This is a genomic window from Desulfosporosinus acidiphilus SJ4 (assembly GCF_000255115.2).
Classification (GTDB): domain Bacteria; phylum Bacillota; class Desulfitobacteriia; order Desulfitobacteriales; family Desulfitobacteriaceae; genus Desulfosporosinus; species Desulfosporosinus acidiphilus.
In genome coordinates, this window is sequence record NC_018068.1 from 1,177,186 (window position 1) to 1,192,336 (window position 15,151).

General features: G+C 40.9%; 10 protein-coding genes. 7 read left to right on the top strand and 3 right to left on the bottom strand.

The features are described 5' to 3' along the window. Positions 1–8 precede the first annotated feature (8 nt). Positions 9–1,010 carry a peptidase U32 family protein gene (locus DESACI_RS05385; protein WP_014826158.1) on the top strand — a complete coding sequence of 334 codons (1,002 nt, stop codon included), beginning with the start codon at positions 9–11 and terminating at the stop codon, positions 1,008–1,010. 228 nt (positions 1,011–1,238) lie between these two features. Here DESACI_RS05385 and DESACI_RS23465 read toward each other — a convergent pair whose 3' ends face one another. The 3 genes from DESACI_RS23465 to DESACI_RS05400 all read right to left on the bottom strand — a co-directional run bounded on the left by DESACI_RS23465 (position 1,239) and on the right by DESACI_RS05400 (position 10,651). Then, a complete protein-coding gene (locus DESACI_RS23465; protein WP_014826159.1) occupies positions 1,239–4,712 on the bottom strand; it encodes a cell wall-binding repeat-containing protein in 3,474 nt (1,157 codons plus the stop codon). 939 nt (positions 4,713–5,651) lie between these two features. Further along, the gene (locus DESACI_RS23470) at positions 5,652–9,125 is read right to left on the bottom strand and encodes a cell wall-binding repeat-containing protein (RefSeq protein WP_014826159.1); all 3,474 of its coding nucleotides are present in this window, start codon (positions 9,123–9,125) and stop codon (positions 5,652–5,654) included. Between the two features lie 1,247 nt (positions 9,126–10,372). Next, complete coding sequence (locus DESACI_RS05400; protein ID WP_014826160.1) at positions 10,373–10,651, bottom strand: hypothetical protein; 279 nt, start codon at positions 10,649–10,651, stop codon at positions 10,373–10,375. 251 nt (positions 10,652–10,902) lie between these two features. Here DESACI_RS05400 and DESACI_RS05405 point away from each other — a divergent pair, with 251 nt between their 5' ends. From DESACI_RS05405 to DESACI_RS05430, 6 genes are all read left to right on the top strand, one after another. Next, positions 10,903–11,454: an HD domain-containing protein gene (locus tag DESACI_RS05405; RefSeq protein WP_014826161.1), complete on the top strand. Its 552-nt coding sequence runs from the start codon at positions 10,903–10,905 to the stop codon at positions 11,452–11,454. 122 nt (positions 11,455–11,576) lie between these two features. Continuing rightward, entirely contained in the window at positions 11,577–12,650 is a 1,074-nt protein-coding gene (gene rlmN, locus DESACI_RS05410) for a dual-specificity RNA methyltransferase RlmN (RefSeq protein WP_014826162.1), read from the top strand. Positions 12,651–12,688: 38 nt separating this feature from the next. After that, positions 12,689–13,522, top strand: coding sequence for a DegV family protein (locus DESACI_RS05415; RefSeq protein WP_014826163.1), 834 nt, complete (start codon positions 12,689–12,691; stop codon positions 13,520–13,522). Between the two features lie 392 nt (positions 13,523–13,914). Beyond that, a complete protein-coding gene (locus tag DESACI_RS05420; RefSeq protein WP_014826164.1) occupies positions 13,915–14,370 on the top strand; it encodes a DUF2089 domain-containing protein in 456 nt (151 codons plus the stop codon). Then, a complete protein-coding gene (locus tag DESACI_RS05425; RefSeq protein ID WP_014826165.1) occupies positions 14,367–14,822 on the top strand; it encodes an SHOCT-like domain-containing protein in 456 nt (151 codons plus the stop codon). The genes DESACI_RS05420 and DESACI_RS05425 overlap by 4 nt, the downstream gene beginning before the upstream one ends. After that, positions 14,812–15,138 carry a hypothetical protein gene (locus tag DESACI_RS05430; RefSeq protein ID WP_014826166.1) on the top strand — a complete coding sequence of 109 codons (327 nt, stop codon included), beginning with the start codon at positions 14,812–14,814 and terminating at the stop codon, positions 15,136–15,138. The genes DESACI_RS05425 and DESACI_RS05430 overlap by 11 nt, the downstream gene beginning before the upstream one ends. Positions 15,139–15,151 lie beyond the last annotated feature (13 nt).

A 15,151-nucleotide genomic window follows, 5' to 3' on the forward strand; every position in this document is an offset into this window, starting at 1 on the left:
GTATAGCAATGAAAATTCTAGCTCCTGTAACGTCACTTGATGAGGCAAAGACACTGATTTCGGAAGGAGCCGAAGAACTCTATTGTGGTTTGCAACCCTTTAATTGGGGTACTGTTTTCGGAGATGGATTTTGGTTGAACCGGCGAGGCCCTGGACGAGGGAATTTGACTCAAATTGAAGAACTGTCCGAACTCATTGCCATGGCTCATCTTTGCAATGTTAAGGTCTTCCTAACGCTCAATCAATTCGTATTTTCAGATGTTCTGTATCAAGAAATTGTAAGATTGGTTCGAGGAGTTTATTCGATTTGCAGCCCTGATGCCCTGATTATAGGAGACCCTGGGCTGATGAAAATAATCAAGGAGAAAGTCCCGGAAGCTAAACTTCATGCGAGCAGTATGGGCGCAATTTTAAATACAGAGGCTGCCAAGTTTTTTCGGGATTCAGGTGCAACAAGAATTATTTTTCCCAGATATATGGATTTGGAGACTATGTCTCGTATCATTCAAGAGATAGGTCCCGAGATGGAGTATGAAGCTTTTATCCTTAATGATGGTTGTATTTTCGAAGAGGCTTATTGTTTTGTCAATCATGCTTTCGGTGGAGCAATTTGCCATAATCCACATTGGTCATATAAAGTCTACGATCAAAATGGGAGGGTGGGAAAGGAAGAGAATCTTTCTTTTTCCGAGCATCTTATGAATTACCGGGAATTCATTTATATTGGGATCAGAAACATGGGGGAAAGTATGAGTCCTAAAGGAGATCCCATGGGTATGTGTGGCCTTTGCGCTTTACCGGAACTTAAAGCCATGGGTGTCTGCTCACTTAAGATTGTCGGGAGAGAATCACCTCTCAAAAAGAAAACAGCAAGCGTCAGGTTATTGAAAAGATCATTAGATATCCTCGAAGGTGAGGAAAATCCGGAAATTCTTAGGCTGTGCTTTCAAATGATGCGTGGTATTCCTAAATTATGTAATTGTAAATATATGTGTTATTATCGTGAGTAAATCTAAGGAAGAGAGTTGCAATGACGCTCTCAACCTGCCTTTCAAGTGATTTAAGAGCATCATTGCAAGGTAAATGGAGTTAAAGATTTCTTAGTTTTCAAGTATTGCTATTTTAATGAAACCATGCAAAAGAGTCCCTCACCGAAGGTGAAGGACCCCTTTGTTTACCTATTACTTATACATTGACTCTGCCGAATGCCTGTTTCTATTGGATGAGAGAGTTTGATTTTAGTAGTTTTTAACGATCTTGACAGTAGCCACTAAACCGTCTGTGGTTACACCGGACAGAACGACATAATCACCTTTGTTTGTCAAACTGTTGGTATCAACTTTTCCGTTTGCAATGGTGAACAATGGAGTTGCAGAGGATCCGTTAACTGTTCCGCTGTCTACCACATAAACATTTGCTAGATTCATACCCTTAGAACCATAAGAATCTGTAGCATAGAAGTAGATATCTTTGCGGCCGGTGTTAGTTTCATCTGTGTTATTGCGTTGTAACAGAGCGCCATTACTCAGCTCATTCGTCATAGCGGTTGCATTGTCAATATAGATGGTATTTCCATCATCAGACAGGTGCATACCTTTTGTTGTGTCGCTGTGGACAGCAATTGTTTTAGCTACCGGATCTACGCTTGAAGAACTGATCGGTGTTGTTACGGTGTGGATTAAACCATCAGCACCTTTAATAGTTACTGTTAAATTAGCTTTTGCGCTGGATACTGTGGGATCTAATTTTAATCCAACTACTTTTACAGTATCATAGGCATTGGTAGCCGCAGATTTGGAACCTGTTACGTTAGTTTCAACGGAGAAGTCTTTAGTGTCGTCAACATATGCGCCTTGTACAAAGCCAGGTGCCATCATTACTTTTGCTCCGCCGGATGTCTTTCCATAGACATAAGGATTAGCTGACCAATCATCTTGTTGTGCGGTAATAGCACTGCCCGCATTGGAGTCAAAAGCGTAGATCGGATTAGCAACGGAATCAATTGAGTAGTCGCTGATATCGCTGTTTTTCACAACTGAGAAGGTTACAGATTGAGAATCGATGGCTTTGCTTGTATCGCCGCCGAGTACTGCCGATTCATCAGCTTTGTTGATCAAGTAGAAGTTAACAGTTTGGGTTCTGCTTACAGAATCCGCAAGATTGCTGCCTGCTACTACTTCGATACCTTGTCCGCCGCTTGCTATAGCATTGGCCGTGGTAGTGGTTTTGTCGGATTCAATGCCGTTTAAGCTCAGAGCACTTCCGGTTGTGGTAGCGACAACTTCATAGTTGCCGGCATTACCTGTGAGACCTGTCATATCCATGGTACGGCCATATTGATCCTTAACAGCTAAGCCACCATAGTTTTCGCCAAAGTCTAAGCGCTCGTTAGCACCTTCCTGCATTGCAGTAATGACTTTTGTGTTGTCTAAGGAGAAGGTATCAGCTTTAGCGGCCGGTTGAATATTCAAGGTGATGGTGCTGAATTTGCCGGTTGAAGTGCTTGCGGTAAGGATTTGAGGAACACTTTGATTTGAAGTGCCTGAAACCGTGGTTGCTCTGACAAATAAGCTGGCAGTTCCATCGGGATTACGTTGGAATCCTACTTCAGAGGCATCAGAGCCACTGCCGTCGAAACCACTCAAAGTAACGTTGCCTGCCAGATCGGAATATTTGGTGAGTTGTTTTCCATTTTGATCATAGGCGGTAAATGGAATCTCTTTAAGTTCGCCGGAAGCAATATTATAGGAAGGAGCCATTAAGTTGAAGGAATCAACAGCGGACTGTTTCTTCAAGGTCAGATTTAAGGTTGAAGGAGCTCCTTGGTAACTCATAGCGGTGATGGTTACAGGAAGATCGTTCTGAATGTTGTCACTGGATACGGTCACTTGAATTGCAGCTTTGTTGCTGTCCGAAGGATCTCTTACGACTTTTGCTGTTACATAGGGGCTGGAAGATGACAATTGATCATTATTAGCTCCGCTTAAGATCAAGCCGCCGCTAACAAGGCTATAATCCGTTGTATCGTTGCCACTCATATCTTTAGCACTGTAATTAATATACCAAGTGTCACTGGTATCAGCAGCGGTAAGAGCTGCATTGTTAGCATTCGTCAAGTTATTAAGTGTAATGCTGCTTAAGGTTCCAAGAGCCGTAGAAGTTGCCAATGTTGCACTGGCGGAAACTCCGGAAGTTGAATCATAACCTGTGATGCCCACTGTCGGGAAGGTAATAAGATTCGTAGAAGCGTTTGGAGTTACTTTCAGTACGCCCGTTGTTGGGACAGTGATGGTTCCGGCACCCGTTTGGAAGGTGATATTATTAGCAAGATAGCTGCTGGTAATATCATTTCCATATTGGTCGAGAACCGTAAAGCTAGCATAACCTATACCATCTTGAGTAATAGCAAGTTTACTGGAAGTAATGTTAATCTTAGCAATTTTTTGCTGGCTGATGGTAACATTGCTTGAGCCAAGATCCGTAGAGTCAGTCTTCACGTCAACACTATAAGTTCCTTCAGCGAAGTTAGCAGAATTGTTCAGTGTAGCGACCGTATTGTCGGAATTCCAAGTAGCGCTTACAGTTACAGGAACACCTGAATTGGTAACAGTAAAGGCAACTTTAGAGGTGTCAGCAGGAGCTTGATTGAATTTTACTTGTATAGCATCAGCGCTAACAGCATTTACAGAAGTGACAGCTAAATCACCTTGTGCAGGGGTTGTTGTGCCGGATTCAATGCCAGTACGAACAGCATCGGAAACCACAGCGGTTCCGCCAAGAGCCGTTACAACACCATTCGAGCCGAGCTTACTGTGAACAAAGGTTGCAGCCGCGGGAACCGTTCCGTCGGTGAGGACGATAGCAGAGTTGGTTTGAGCTGCAAGAGGTGCGCCAGCAAGAGCATCGATGCCGGTATTGCCATTGGCGACATAGACGTTGTCAAATTTCAAAGATGAGCTGAAGTCTTGGATGACTTGGTTATTGGTGTCATAAGCAGTGGTTCCGAAGTGGCGGGTAGCATTCGGGAAGTCTGCTTTCACAGCATCGCTGATTACGCCTGTACCACCAATGACATCTGAAGACGTAATATTAGAATTTGAAGCTAAGAAAGATTGTACACTGGAAGGTACGGAATCTTTTTCAGTCAAAAGAATAGGTTCGTTGGCAGCGGAAGCGATGGAAGCAATGGAAAGAGCGTCTTGGTTTGACCAGCCATAAGCAACAGCTACTTTAGAGACTGAAGCACCAAGTTTGATCATTTCCTTAGCGATGTTGGCAGAGGTTTCAAAACGGTCGTTTCCGCCGAGAGAAACAACAGAGATGCCCATGCCGGATAATTGATCAAGAACCGATTGGCTGATGACAGCCGTTCCGCTGGTTACATAAACGGTTTTCACTTGAAGCTTTTGGAGTTCAGCTTTGGTGTCAGCGTTTAAGGTATTTCCGGCCCCTTGAAGAAGGATAGGAGCTTTGAGGAAAGAAGCAAGAGGTCCAGCAGTCAGAGCGTCAACCATGCCGTAAGAAGTGGATGAAGCCAGAACAGCAGCACCTGTCCAGCCGGTTTGATCAGCAATGGCGACAGCGGTTTGCTCAGCAGTAGTACCGGCTAAGCGGGTAGGAACGGTAGTAGCAGCGAAAGCATTGTAAGGAACTGCGCTTAATGCCATACCTGCGATTGCTAAAGAAGCTAAAGCCTTATTAGTCTTTTTCATGCTAAATATTTCTCCTCTCAATGTTAGAAACGTTTTTTTGTCTTGTTTTGTTGGAACCACTTGTTTCTTTTTTAATTTTTAAAAAGGAAATCAGTTTAAGAAAGAAACCAGTTTCAATTAAAAGAAACAAGTGAAATCAAGGAATCAGTCTGGTGAACGAACCAATTTGCAGAGACGCTTAAATTCGCCTCTCACCTCCTTGAAGGTTTTAATGTTAATTCTTTAGACATTGCGCAGTATCTAAAGTATTCCACCGGAAAATTAATGGAAGCGTCCCTCCAAAAATGATGGTAAATCGCTCCGGTGGGTACCCTTTAGAAACTAAATAAGACGTGAAAGAGAGAATCCTCAAAAGTCCCAATAGCTTTACTTGTTTAACAGCTTAAATTTCATTTAAGATATTTGAGCTATTTTAATGTTTGAGCTATTGTTTGAAGTTTCGAGTTCGAGTTTTTTTAACCTTCAAACTCGGGACAAACAGATAATAACATATTAAAACCAAAAGTACACTTTAAACTTAATGGTTATGTTTCCAGGTTTTACTTGTATGTTGAAATATTTAATATATAAATGGGCAAATCTTAATAAAATCTAAAACAAATAATTAAAATTCCATAAAAACTTATAAAAACATATATTGGAAATTATTATTGTTAAATATTTAACGTATTATTATGGAGCGAGTTGTTATTGTTTTCTAAAATACAAATTACTCTTTTGCTTAATGATGTAGTAATTGATTAAACCCTAAATAGGAAAATGATAATATTATGTTAAATGAAGATGGTTCCAAGGGGAATGAGGTTTAGTGCAGCTAAAAAAGGACCGCTGTTCCGCGAACTATCCGTTCGTTTAACAACGGTCCATACTGTTTACTTACTAATAATTTATGGGTTGATTTACAATGCTTGCTACTTCTGGATTTAAGATATTTAAATTTTAGTAGTTTTTAACGATCTTGACAGTAGCCACTAAACCGTCTGTGGTTACACCGGACAGAACGACGTAATCACCTTTGTTTGTCAAACTGTTGGTATCAACTTTTCCGTTTGCAATGGTGAACAATGGAGTTGCAGAGGATCCGTTAACTGTTCCGCTGTCTACCACATAAACATTTGCTAGATTCATACCCTTAGAACCATAAGAATCTGTAGCATAGAAGTAGATATCTTTGCGGCCGGTGTTAGTTTCATCTGTGTTATTGCGTTGTAACAGAGCGCCATTACTCAGCTCATTCGTCATAGCGGTTGCATTGTCAATATAGATGGTATTTCCATCATCAGACAGGTGCATACCTTTTGTTGTGTCGCTGTGGACAGCAATTGTTTTAGCTACCGGATCTACGCTTGAAGAACTGATCGGTGTTGTTACGGTGTGGATTAAACCATCAGCACCTTTAATAGTTACTGTTAAATTAGCTTTTGCGCTGGATACTGTGGGATCTAATTTTAATCCAACTACTTTTACAGTATCATAGGCATTGGTAGCCGCAGATTTGGAACCTGTTACGTTAGTTTCAACGGAGAAGTCTTTAGTGTCGTCAACATATGCGCCTTGTACAAAGCCAGGTGCCATCATTACTTTTGCTCCGCCGGATGTCTTTCCATAGACATAAGGATTAGCTGACCAATCATCTTGTTGTGCGGTAATAGCACTGCCCGCATTGGAGTCAAAAGCGTAGATCGGATTAGCAACGGAATCAATTGAGTAGTCGCTGATATCGCTGTTTTTCACAACTGAGAAGGTTACAGATTGAGAATCGATGGCTTTGCTTGTATCGCCGCCGAGTACTGCCGATTCATCAGCTTTGTTGATCAAGTAGAAGTTAACAGTTTGGGTTCTGCTTACAGAATCCGCAAGATTGCTGCCTGCTACTACTTCGATACCTTGTCCGCCGCTTGCTATAGCATTGGCCGTGGTAGTGGTTTTGTCGGATTCAATGCCGTTTAAGCTCAGAGCACTTCCGGTTGTGGTAGCGACAACTTCATAGTTGCCGGCATTACCTGTGAGACCTGTCATATCCATGGTACGGCCATATTGATCCTTAACAGCTAAGCCACCATAGTTTTCGCCAAAGTCTAAGCGCTCGTTAGCACCTTCCTGCATTGCAGTAATGACTTTTGTGTTGTCTAAGGAGAAGGTATCAGCTTTAGCGGCCGGTTGAATATTCAAGGTGATGGTGCTGAATTTGCCGGTTGAAGTGCTTGCGGTAAGGATTTGAGGAACACTTTGATTTGAAGTGCCTGAAACCGTGGTTGCTCTGACAAATAAGCTGGCAGTTCCATCGGGATTACGTTGGAATCCTACTTCAGAGGCATCAGAGCCACTGCCGTCGAAACCACTCAAAGTAACGTTGCCTGCCAGATCGGAATATTTGGTGAGTTGTTTTCCATTTTGATCATAGGCGGTAAATGGAATCTCTTTAAGTTCGCCGGAAGCAATATTATAGGAAGGAGCCATTAAGTTGAAGGAATCAACAGCGGACTGTTTCTTCAAGGTCAGATTTAAGGTTGAAGGAGCTCCTTGGTAACTCATAGCGGTGATGGTTACAGGAAGATCGTTCTGAATGTTGTCACTGGATACGGTCACTTGAATTGCAGCTTTGTTGCTGTCCGAAGGATCTCTTACGACTTTTGCTGTTACATAGGGGCTGGAAGATGACAATTGATCATTATTAGCTCCGCTTAAGATCAAGCCGCCGCTAACAAGGCTATAATCCGTTGTATCGTTGCCACTCATATCTTTAGCACTGTAATTAATATACCAAGTGTCACTGGTATCAGCAGCGGTAAGAGCTGCATTGTTAGCATTCGTCAAGTTATTAAGTGTAATGCTGCTTAAGGTTCCAAGAGCCGTAGAAGTTGCCAATGTTGCACTGGCGGAAACTCCGGAAGTTGAATCATAACCTGTGATGCCCACTGTCGGGAAGGTAATAAGATTCGTAGAAGCGTTTGGAGTTACTTTCAGTACGCCCGTTGTTGGGACAGTGATGGTTCCGGCACCCGTTTGGAAGGTGATATTATTAGCAAGATAGCTGCTGGTAATATCATTTCCATATTGGTCGAGAACCGTAAAGCTAGCATAACCTATACCATCTTGAGTAATAGCAAGTTTACTGGAAGTAATGTTAATCTTAGCAATTTTTTGCTGGCTGATGGTAACATTGCTTGAGCCAAGATCCGTAGAGTCAGTCTTCACGTCAACACTATAAGTTCCTTCAGCGAAGTTAGCAGAATTGTTCAGTGTAGCGACCGTATTGTCGGAATTCCAAGTAGCGCTTACAGTTACAGGAACACCTGAATTGGTAACAGTAAAGGCAACTTTAGAGGTGTCAGCAGGAGCTTGATTGAATTTTACTTGTATAGCATCAGCGCTAACAGCATTTACAGAAGTGACAGCTAAATCACCTTGTGCAGGGGTTGTTGTGCCGGATTCAATGCCAGTACGAACAGCATCGGAAACCACAGCGGTTCCGCCAAGAGCCGTTACAACACCATTCGAGCCGAGCTTACTGTGAACAAAGGTTGCAGCCGCGGGAACCGTTCCGTCGGTGAGGACGATAGCAGAGTTGGTTTGAGCTGCAAGAGGTGCGCCAGCAAGAGCATCGATGCCGGTATTGCCATTGGCGACATAGACGTTGTCAAATTTCAAAGATGAGCTGAAGTCTTGGATGACTTGGTTATTGGTGTCATAAGCAGTGGTTCCGAAGTGGCGGGTAGCATTCGGGAAGTCTGCTTTCACAGCATCGCTGATAACGCCTGTACCACCAATGACATCTGAAGACGTAATATTAGAATTTGAAGCTAAGAAAGATTGTACACTGGAAGGTACGGAATCTTTTTCAGTCAAAAGAATAGGTTCGTTGGCAGCGGAAGCGATGGAAGCAATGGAAAGAGCGTCTTGGTTTGACCAGCCATAAGCAACAGCTACTTTAGAGACTGAAGCACCAAGTTTGATCATTTCCTTAGCGATGTTGGCAGAGGTTTCAAAACGGTCGTTTCCGCCGAGAGAAACAACAGAGATGCCCATGCCGGATAATTGATCAAGAACCGATTGGCTGATGACAGCCGTTCCGCTGGTTACATAAACGGTTTTCACTTGAAGCTTTTGGAGTTCAGCTTTGGTGTCAGCGTTTAAGGTATTTCCGGCCCCTTGAAGAAGGATAGGAGCTTTGAGGAAAGAAGCAAGAGGTCCAGCAGTCAGAGCGTCAACCATGCCGTAAGAAGTGGATGAAGCCAGAACAGCAGCACCTGTCCAGCCGGTTTGATCAGCAATGGCGACAGCGGTTTGCTCAGCAGTAGTACCGGCTAAGCGGGTAGGAACGGTAGTAGCAGCGAAAGCATTGTAAGGAACTGCGCTTAATGCCATACCTGCGATTGCTAAAGAAGCTAAAGCCTTATTAGTCTTTTTCATGCTAAATATTTCTCCTCTCAATGTTAGAAACGTTTTTTTGTCTTGTTTTGTTGGAACCACTTGTTTCTTTTTTAATTTTTAAAAAGGAAATCAGTTTAAGAAAGAAACCAGTTTCAATTAAAAGAAACAAGTGAAATCAAGGAATCAGTCTGGTGAACGAACCAATTTGCAGAGACGCTTAAATTCGCCTCTCACCTCCTTGAAGGTTTTAATGTTAATTCTTTAGACATTGCGCAGTATCTAAAGTATTCCACCGGAAAATTAATGGAAGCGTCCCTCCAAAAATGATGGTAAATCGCTCCGGTGGGTACCCTTTAGAAACTAAATAAGACGTGAAAGAGAGAATCCTCAAAAGTCCCAATAGCTTCACTTGTTAAACAGCTTAAATTTCATTTAAGATATTTGAGCTATTTTAATGTTTGAGCTATTGTTTGAAGTTTTGAGTTCGCGTTTTTTTAAGCTTCAAACTCGGGACAAACAGATAATAACATATTAAAACCAAAAGTACACTTTAAACTTAATGGTTATGTTTCCATCTATTTCTTATTTACTTGAATCCTTCATATATAAGCTGTTAAGTCTTAATGGTTTCTAAACCATATTAATAAGATTTAATAATATCTTGTAAATACATATACTGGAAATAATTATAACTAAAATATTTAACGTATTAGTACTGAGCAAGACTTTATTGTTTTTAAAATGGAATTATAATTTTTATTCAAAGTAAAAAGGTAAATATCATAAGGTTTATCGTTATCACTATTGGAATAGCTTAGGCACTCTTCAACATTTACAATGAATTTAATCTGGAAAGCATACAACTGGAAGTTATACTTTCTGGCCTGGGAAATTAATTTCCATTGATCAGTGATACCCCTCAGCGGCATGAAGGTCTGAAAGTATAAAAAAAGACAGGGTCAGTTTAAAACTACTGACCTGTCATACATACAGTTCTTTTTCCATTTCATTTCGCTTATTTTATACTATCGGAAAGTATAGGTTTCAGTTAAATACTGCAAGAAGGCTAATACGAGTGAAGACGGTATCTTCGTCCTCTAGCATAAGCGACCTAACCTGCTGCTTTCGCCGGAGGCTGCAAGAAGAGCTAATTCGTGCGAAGGACTGTGCCTTCGAGTGACGGCTAAGGTTTCTTTGTATAACTATTTAAGCATTCTTCTTGAAATTGTGGCATTGCCTTTGATCGTTTGTTATTCTTTCATCTAAAATTAAGAATCTCGCTCGGATTATTGAAGCTCATCATAATTTTGAAGATCATTTTTCACCTTATATTGTCTCTGTATATCATTAACACGAGGTATCCATGAAACTAGTTTTTCCTTAACTTCCCAATTGTTAACTTGGTCTACAAGCAGTACCTGATTTTCATCTAACTGTATCCCAATCCGATATTGCTTGTTTTCACTATCGGAACTGACCAGAATTCCTTCATAGGGTTCCTTCGCATAATCGGAATTCATGAGAAAAGCATCTTTGCTGACTAATCGACCCTTGATGTTATTCATAAGGCAATCTCCTCTGCAGTACTAGAACTTACTGTAGATATTTTGTGCTTGTTCATAATATTTATGTAGACCCAGTAGATGTATATGCTGCCAAAGTATCAACAGAGACTTAAATTAAAATATATTTGTTTATGACCCTTTGAAAAGATAGATTCAAAATAGATTTGCTTTTTCAGTTTTATGGGGAGTGGTATAATTGAATATTATTATATTGGTTAAAAGTAAGTAAATTGATAACTGGAAGGTGTACCATGTCTTCTGATTATATTCTAACCTATACTAGGGTTAAGTTTTATCCGCTGGAACCACTCAGAGAAGATATTAAGATAGAAGATATTGCTCATTCGTTATCTTTGATGACTAGGGCTAATGGCCATAGCAGTCATTTTTACTCGGTGGCTCAGCACTCCTTGCAGTGCTGCTATGAGGCTAAAAGCAGAGCATATTCGGAGAGGGTACAGCTTGGCTGCCTTCTTCATGATGCCAGTGAAAGCTATATATCTGATTTAACCCGCCCAGTCAAACGCAATTTGCCTCAGTATTCCATGATCGAAGAAAGGCTGCAGCGAGTTATTTATGAGAGGTTTGGCCTGGGGGATCTAACTGAAGATGAGCAAAAACAGATCGAAAATGTTGACGATACCTTGTTGCATTACGAATTTGAAGCTATGATGGATTATCTAATTTTTGAAACACCTCCAGAAAAATCGATGAAGAAGCATGACTTTGCCCAGAGAGATTTCGCTTCAGTCGAACAGGAGTTTCTGACTGTATTTATGCAGTTGACAGGATCTCATAAATAGTTTTTCAACAAACAACACTAATAATGTGAAGTTTAAAAGTGGGCTATATATAAGGTACTGTGAATTCGGTTTGGAAATTATGAAATGGTGTTATTAAAATACTCTTTAAGAGGAAATGAGTAATGAATAAAGAATCAATTTATGGTTTGACTTTTGATCAATTGGCTGCTTGGTTCCTCAATCATGGACAGAAAAAACATCGTGCCTTGCAAGTTTGGGATTGGCTTTATCGAAAAAAAGCAACGCAATTCTCAGAGATGACTGATGTTCATAGAGAGTGTATTCAACTATTAGCAGACAATTTTTATATTAAGACATTAAGTGAATATCAGAGGCAAGAATCTCAAGATGGAACCGTCAAGTTTTTGCTCAAACTGCAAGATGATCATTTAATTGAAACCGTTTTAATGAGGCATAAATTTGGTTTATCAGTTTGTGTTACGACCCAGGTTGGATGTAACATGGGATGCAGTTTTTGCGCCAGTGGGTTGTTGACTAAAAATCGTGACCTATCCGCCGGGGAAATCGTGGAACAGGTTATAGTTGTTCAAGACCATCTAAAGAGATTAGGACAACCTGAACAAGTAAGTCATGTTGTAGTGATGGGGATAGGTGAACCATTTGACAATTTTACGAGTGTTATAAATGCCATTGAGATTATAAAGGACCACAAAGGTCTAGCTATTCCCGCCCGGCATATTACCGTATCGACCAGCGGTTTGGCCGATAAAATTTATCAGTTTGCGGACGCTAATTTGCAGGTTAATCTGGCAATTTCTTTGCACGCTCCCAATAATGAGCTGCGGACGCAGATCATGAAAATCAATCGTATCTTTTCAATTCAATCGATTATGGAGGCTGTGGACTATTATCTGCAAAAAACAAAGCGGAGAGTTACTTTGGAATACATCTTGCTCAAGGATCTTAATGATCAACAAATCCATGCCCGGCAAATTGCTGAATTGATTGGAGAAAAGAGACAGCTCATTAATGTAAATTTAATTCCCTATAATCCTGTGGACGAGCACTCTCAGTACCAACGAAGTGATCACAAATCGATGCTTGTTTTTTATGATATTTTGAAAAAGCATAGAATTAATTGCAGCATTCGCCTTGAACATGGTGGGGATATTGATGCAGCTTGTGGACAATTACGAAGCAAACATAATCAAATGGCGGGGCGAAGTTTTCACTAAAATGGGATCATAAAGAGTAAGAAAATGGAGGAGGAGTAATGGACTATACAATTGTGATGGACAGCGGCGCTGATCTCAATGAAGATATTAAAAGACAAATTCCTCTTCGGGTAGTACCGCTTAGTGTTGTATTAGGAGAGCACCATTTTCTCGACGAGAATGTAAATATACAAGATTTCTTGGCAGAAATGAAACGTACTGAATCTGCACCGCAGACTGCCAGTCCATCACCGAGTGGTTTTCTCAAGTGGTTTGAGGAAGCTGAGAACATTTTCGTCGTAACTCTTTCCTCGAAAATTAGCAGTACCTATAATAACGCCCTGTTAGCAAAAACTATGTTTCTGGAACAACAAGGCAGACAGTTCATTCATGTTTTTGATTCGCTCAGTGCTTCGGCGGGAGAAACTTTGGTTGGCCTAAAAATTGCGGAATTGGCTCATGATAACCTAAAGAAGGAAGAGATTGTAGGGAGAGTCAATCAATATATAAAAGAAATGAGAACTTTTTTCCTTTTAGATTCTCTGGAGCATTTAATTAAGTCCGGACGACTCAATCGTTTTGCCGGGACCGTCGCAACATGGCTCTCTATTAAACCTATTCTGGGTGCCTCTGATGAGGGAACAATTGACCTTTTTGAAAAAGTAAGAGGGTCCAAAAGGGCTTTTTCTCGCTTTCTCGAAATCATTGGAGAAAAGGGAGAAAAGCTGGAGGATAAGGTACTAGGGATTGCTCATTGTAATTGTCTGGATAAGGCTATGGCCTTAAAAGAAGAAGTGGTACAAAAGTATAGTTTTAAAGATGTGATTATTGTGGAGATGGGAGCGACAATTTCTGCCTATGCGGATGAAGGCGGACTCTTAATTGCTTTTTAAAATATTTGAACTTTTAGCTCCTTAGTCCCTTAGCCCCCAGTCTTAATGGACAAGGGGCTTTTGTTTTGGGATTATTCGATAAAAACGTTTAAACTTTTAGCTGTTTATTAATTACTATTTACCTAAATCAGAAGACCCTCATTTCTACAAGCGGGAGTGGTACTCCTTATTCTGCTTCGGTGGGGTAGAGTCCCCCTATTGAGGACTAGAGGTTCAACTTTAGTTGAACGAGTTCATAACGAGTTCATAACGCACAAGTATATCTTAATATAATTAACATACATATTAATTATATTAAGATATTTATTGACATTATTAATATAAAGCTGTATTATCTAATAAAAGATCTAAGAAAAGCAGTACTTAAGAATATTCTCTGAGAGGTGATAAGTTTGAATTATAAGATGCCCCATCGCTGTCCGGTTTGTGATCATGAATTAAAGATCAGCAAATTAACCTGTACTCACTGCCCGACTAAGATTGAAGGGGAATTTTCTTCCTGTAAATTTTGCAGACTCCCACGCAAACAGATTGTTTTTATAGAAGCATTTATAAAATGCCGGGGGAATATAAAAGAGGTTGAAAAAGAGCTTGGAATATCCTATCCTACCGTACGAAGCCGCTTAGACAGTGTTATTGAGGCTCTAAGTTACAGTTTTGAAAACGTCAAAGAATCTGCCCCTGAAAATTCAATAGCAGATGAAGAACGATTGCGCAGGCAAGAGATACTTGAAGCTCTCAATCGAGGGGATATATCAGCCCAAGAAGCAACACGTCAGATGAGGAAACAGAAAGGTATAAATTCTGAAGAGGAAAACGGAACAGAAAGGAGCAACAACGGAGAATGAGCAGCGAAAAAATGAAGATTCTTGAGATGATTCAGGAGGGAAAACTTACAGCTGCGGAGGGCATGGAACTATTGAAGGTTATGGAGGAAGAGTCTTCCTCCGAGAAGGAACCAGGGACTCAAGAGTTTGATCTGGAGAAAAAGGAAGTGCTTAGATCGGCCACGGGAGATCGATTCTTACGTGTTCGTGTTCTGGGGGAAAAAGCCCTGAAGGTCAATGTCAATGTCCCCTTGAGCCTAATTCGATCCGCCTCTAAGCTTTTGGTTTATGCCATGAGTTTTGTCCCTGCCGATAAGCGAGCAGAACTGGAACAAAAGGGTCTTGATTTGCAGGCTTTGGATATTGAGGAACTGGTTCGTTTAGTTGAAGAAACCGTAGATGGCAAGATTGTGGATGTGGAAGTTACAGATCCTATGGAGGGCAGAATCAAGGTGGAAGTGTGTGTGGAGTAATTATGCCAAGGTATTAATCATCAGAGTAAAGTTAAAAGGGAGCTGGGGTTTGCTGTTTCCTGTTCCTGTCTTGGTCGTAGATGAATTTCTTGAAACCTTGACGGAATTGGTATGGGTAGGGGAAATGACATTAAAATGTCTTCCCCTTCATAAAGATCATAAGACCCGGAAACTAATGAGTTGGACTAAAGCTATTTCTCCAAGCGGCCTGATGGAAAGTTTTCAGGGAGTGATTAAAGAATTGGGCAGATACAAGGGTCTGAACATTGTTGAGGTGAAAACCGGAGAAGTTTGGGTTAAAATTAGCTTAAAGTGAAACGGGGGTATTC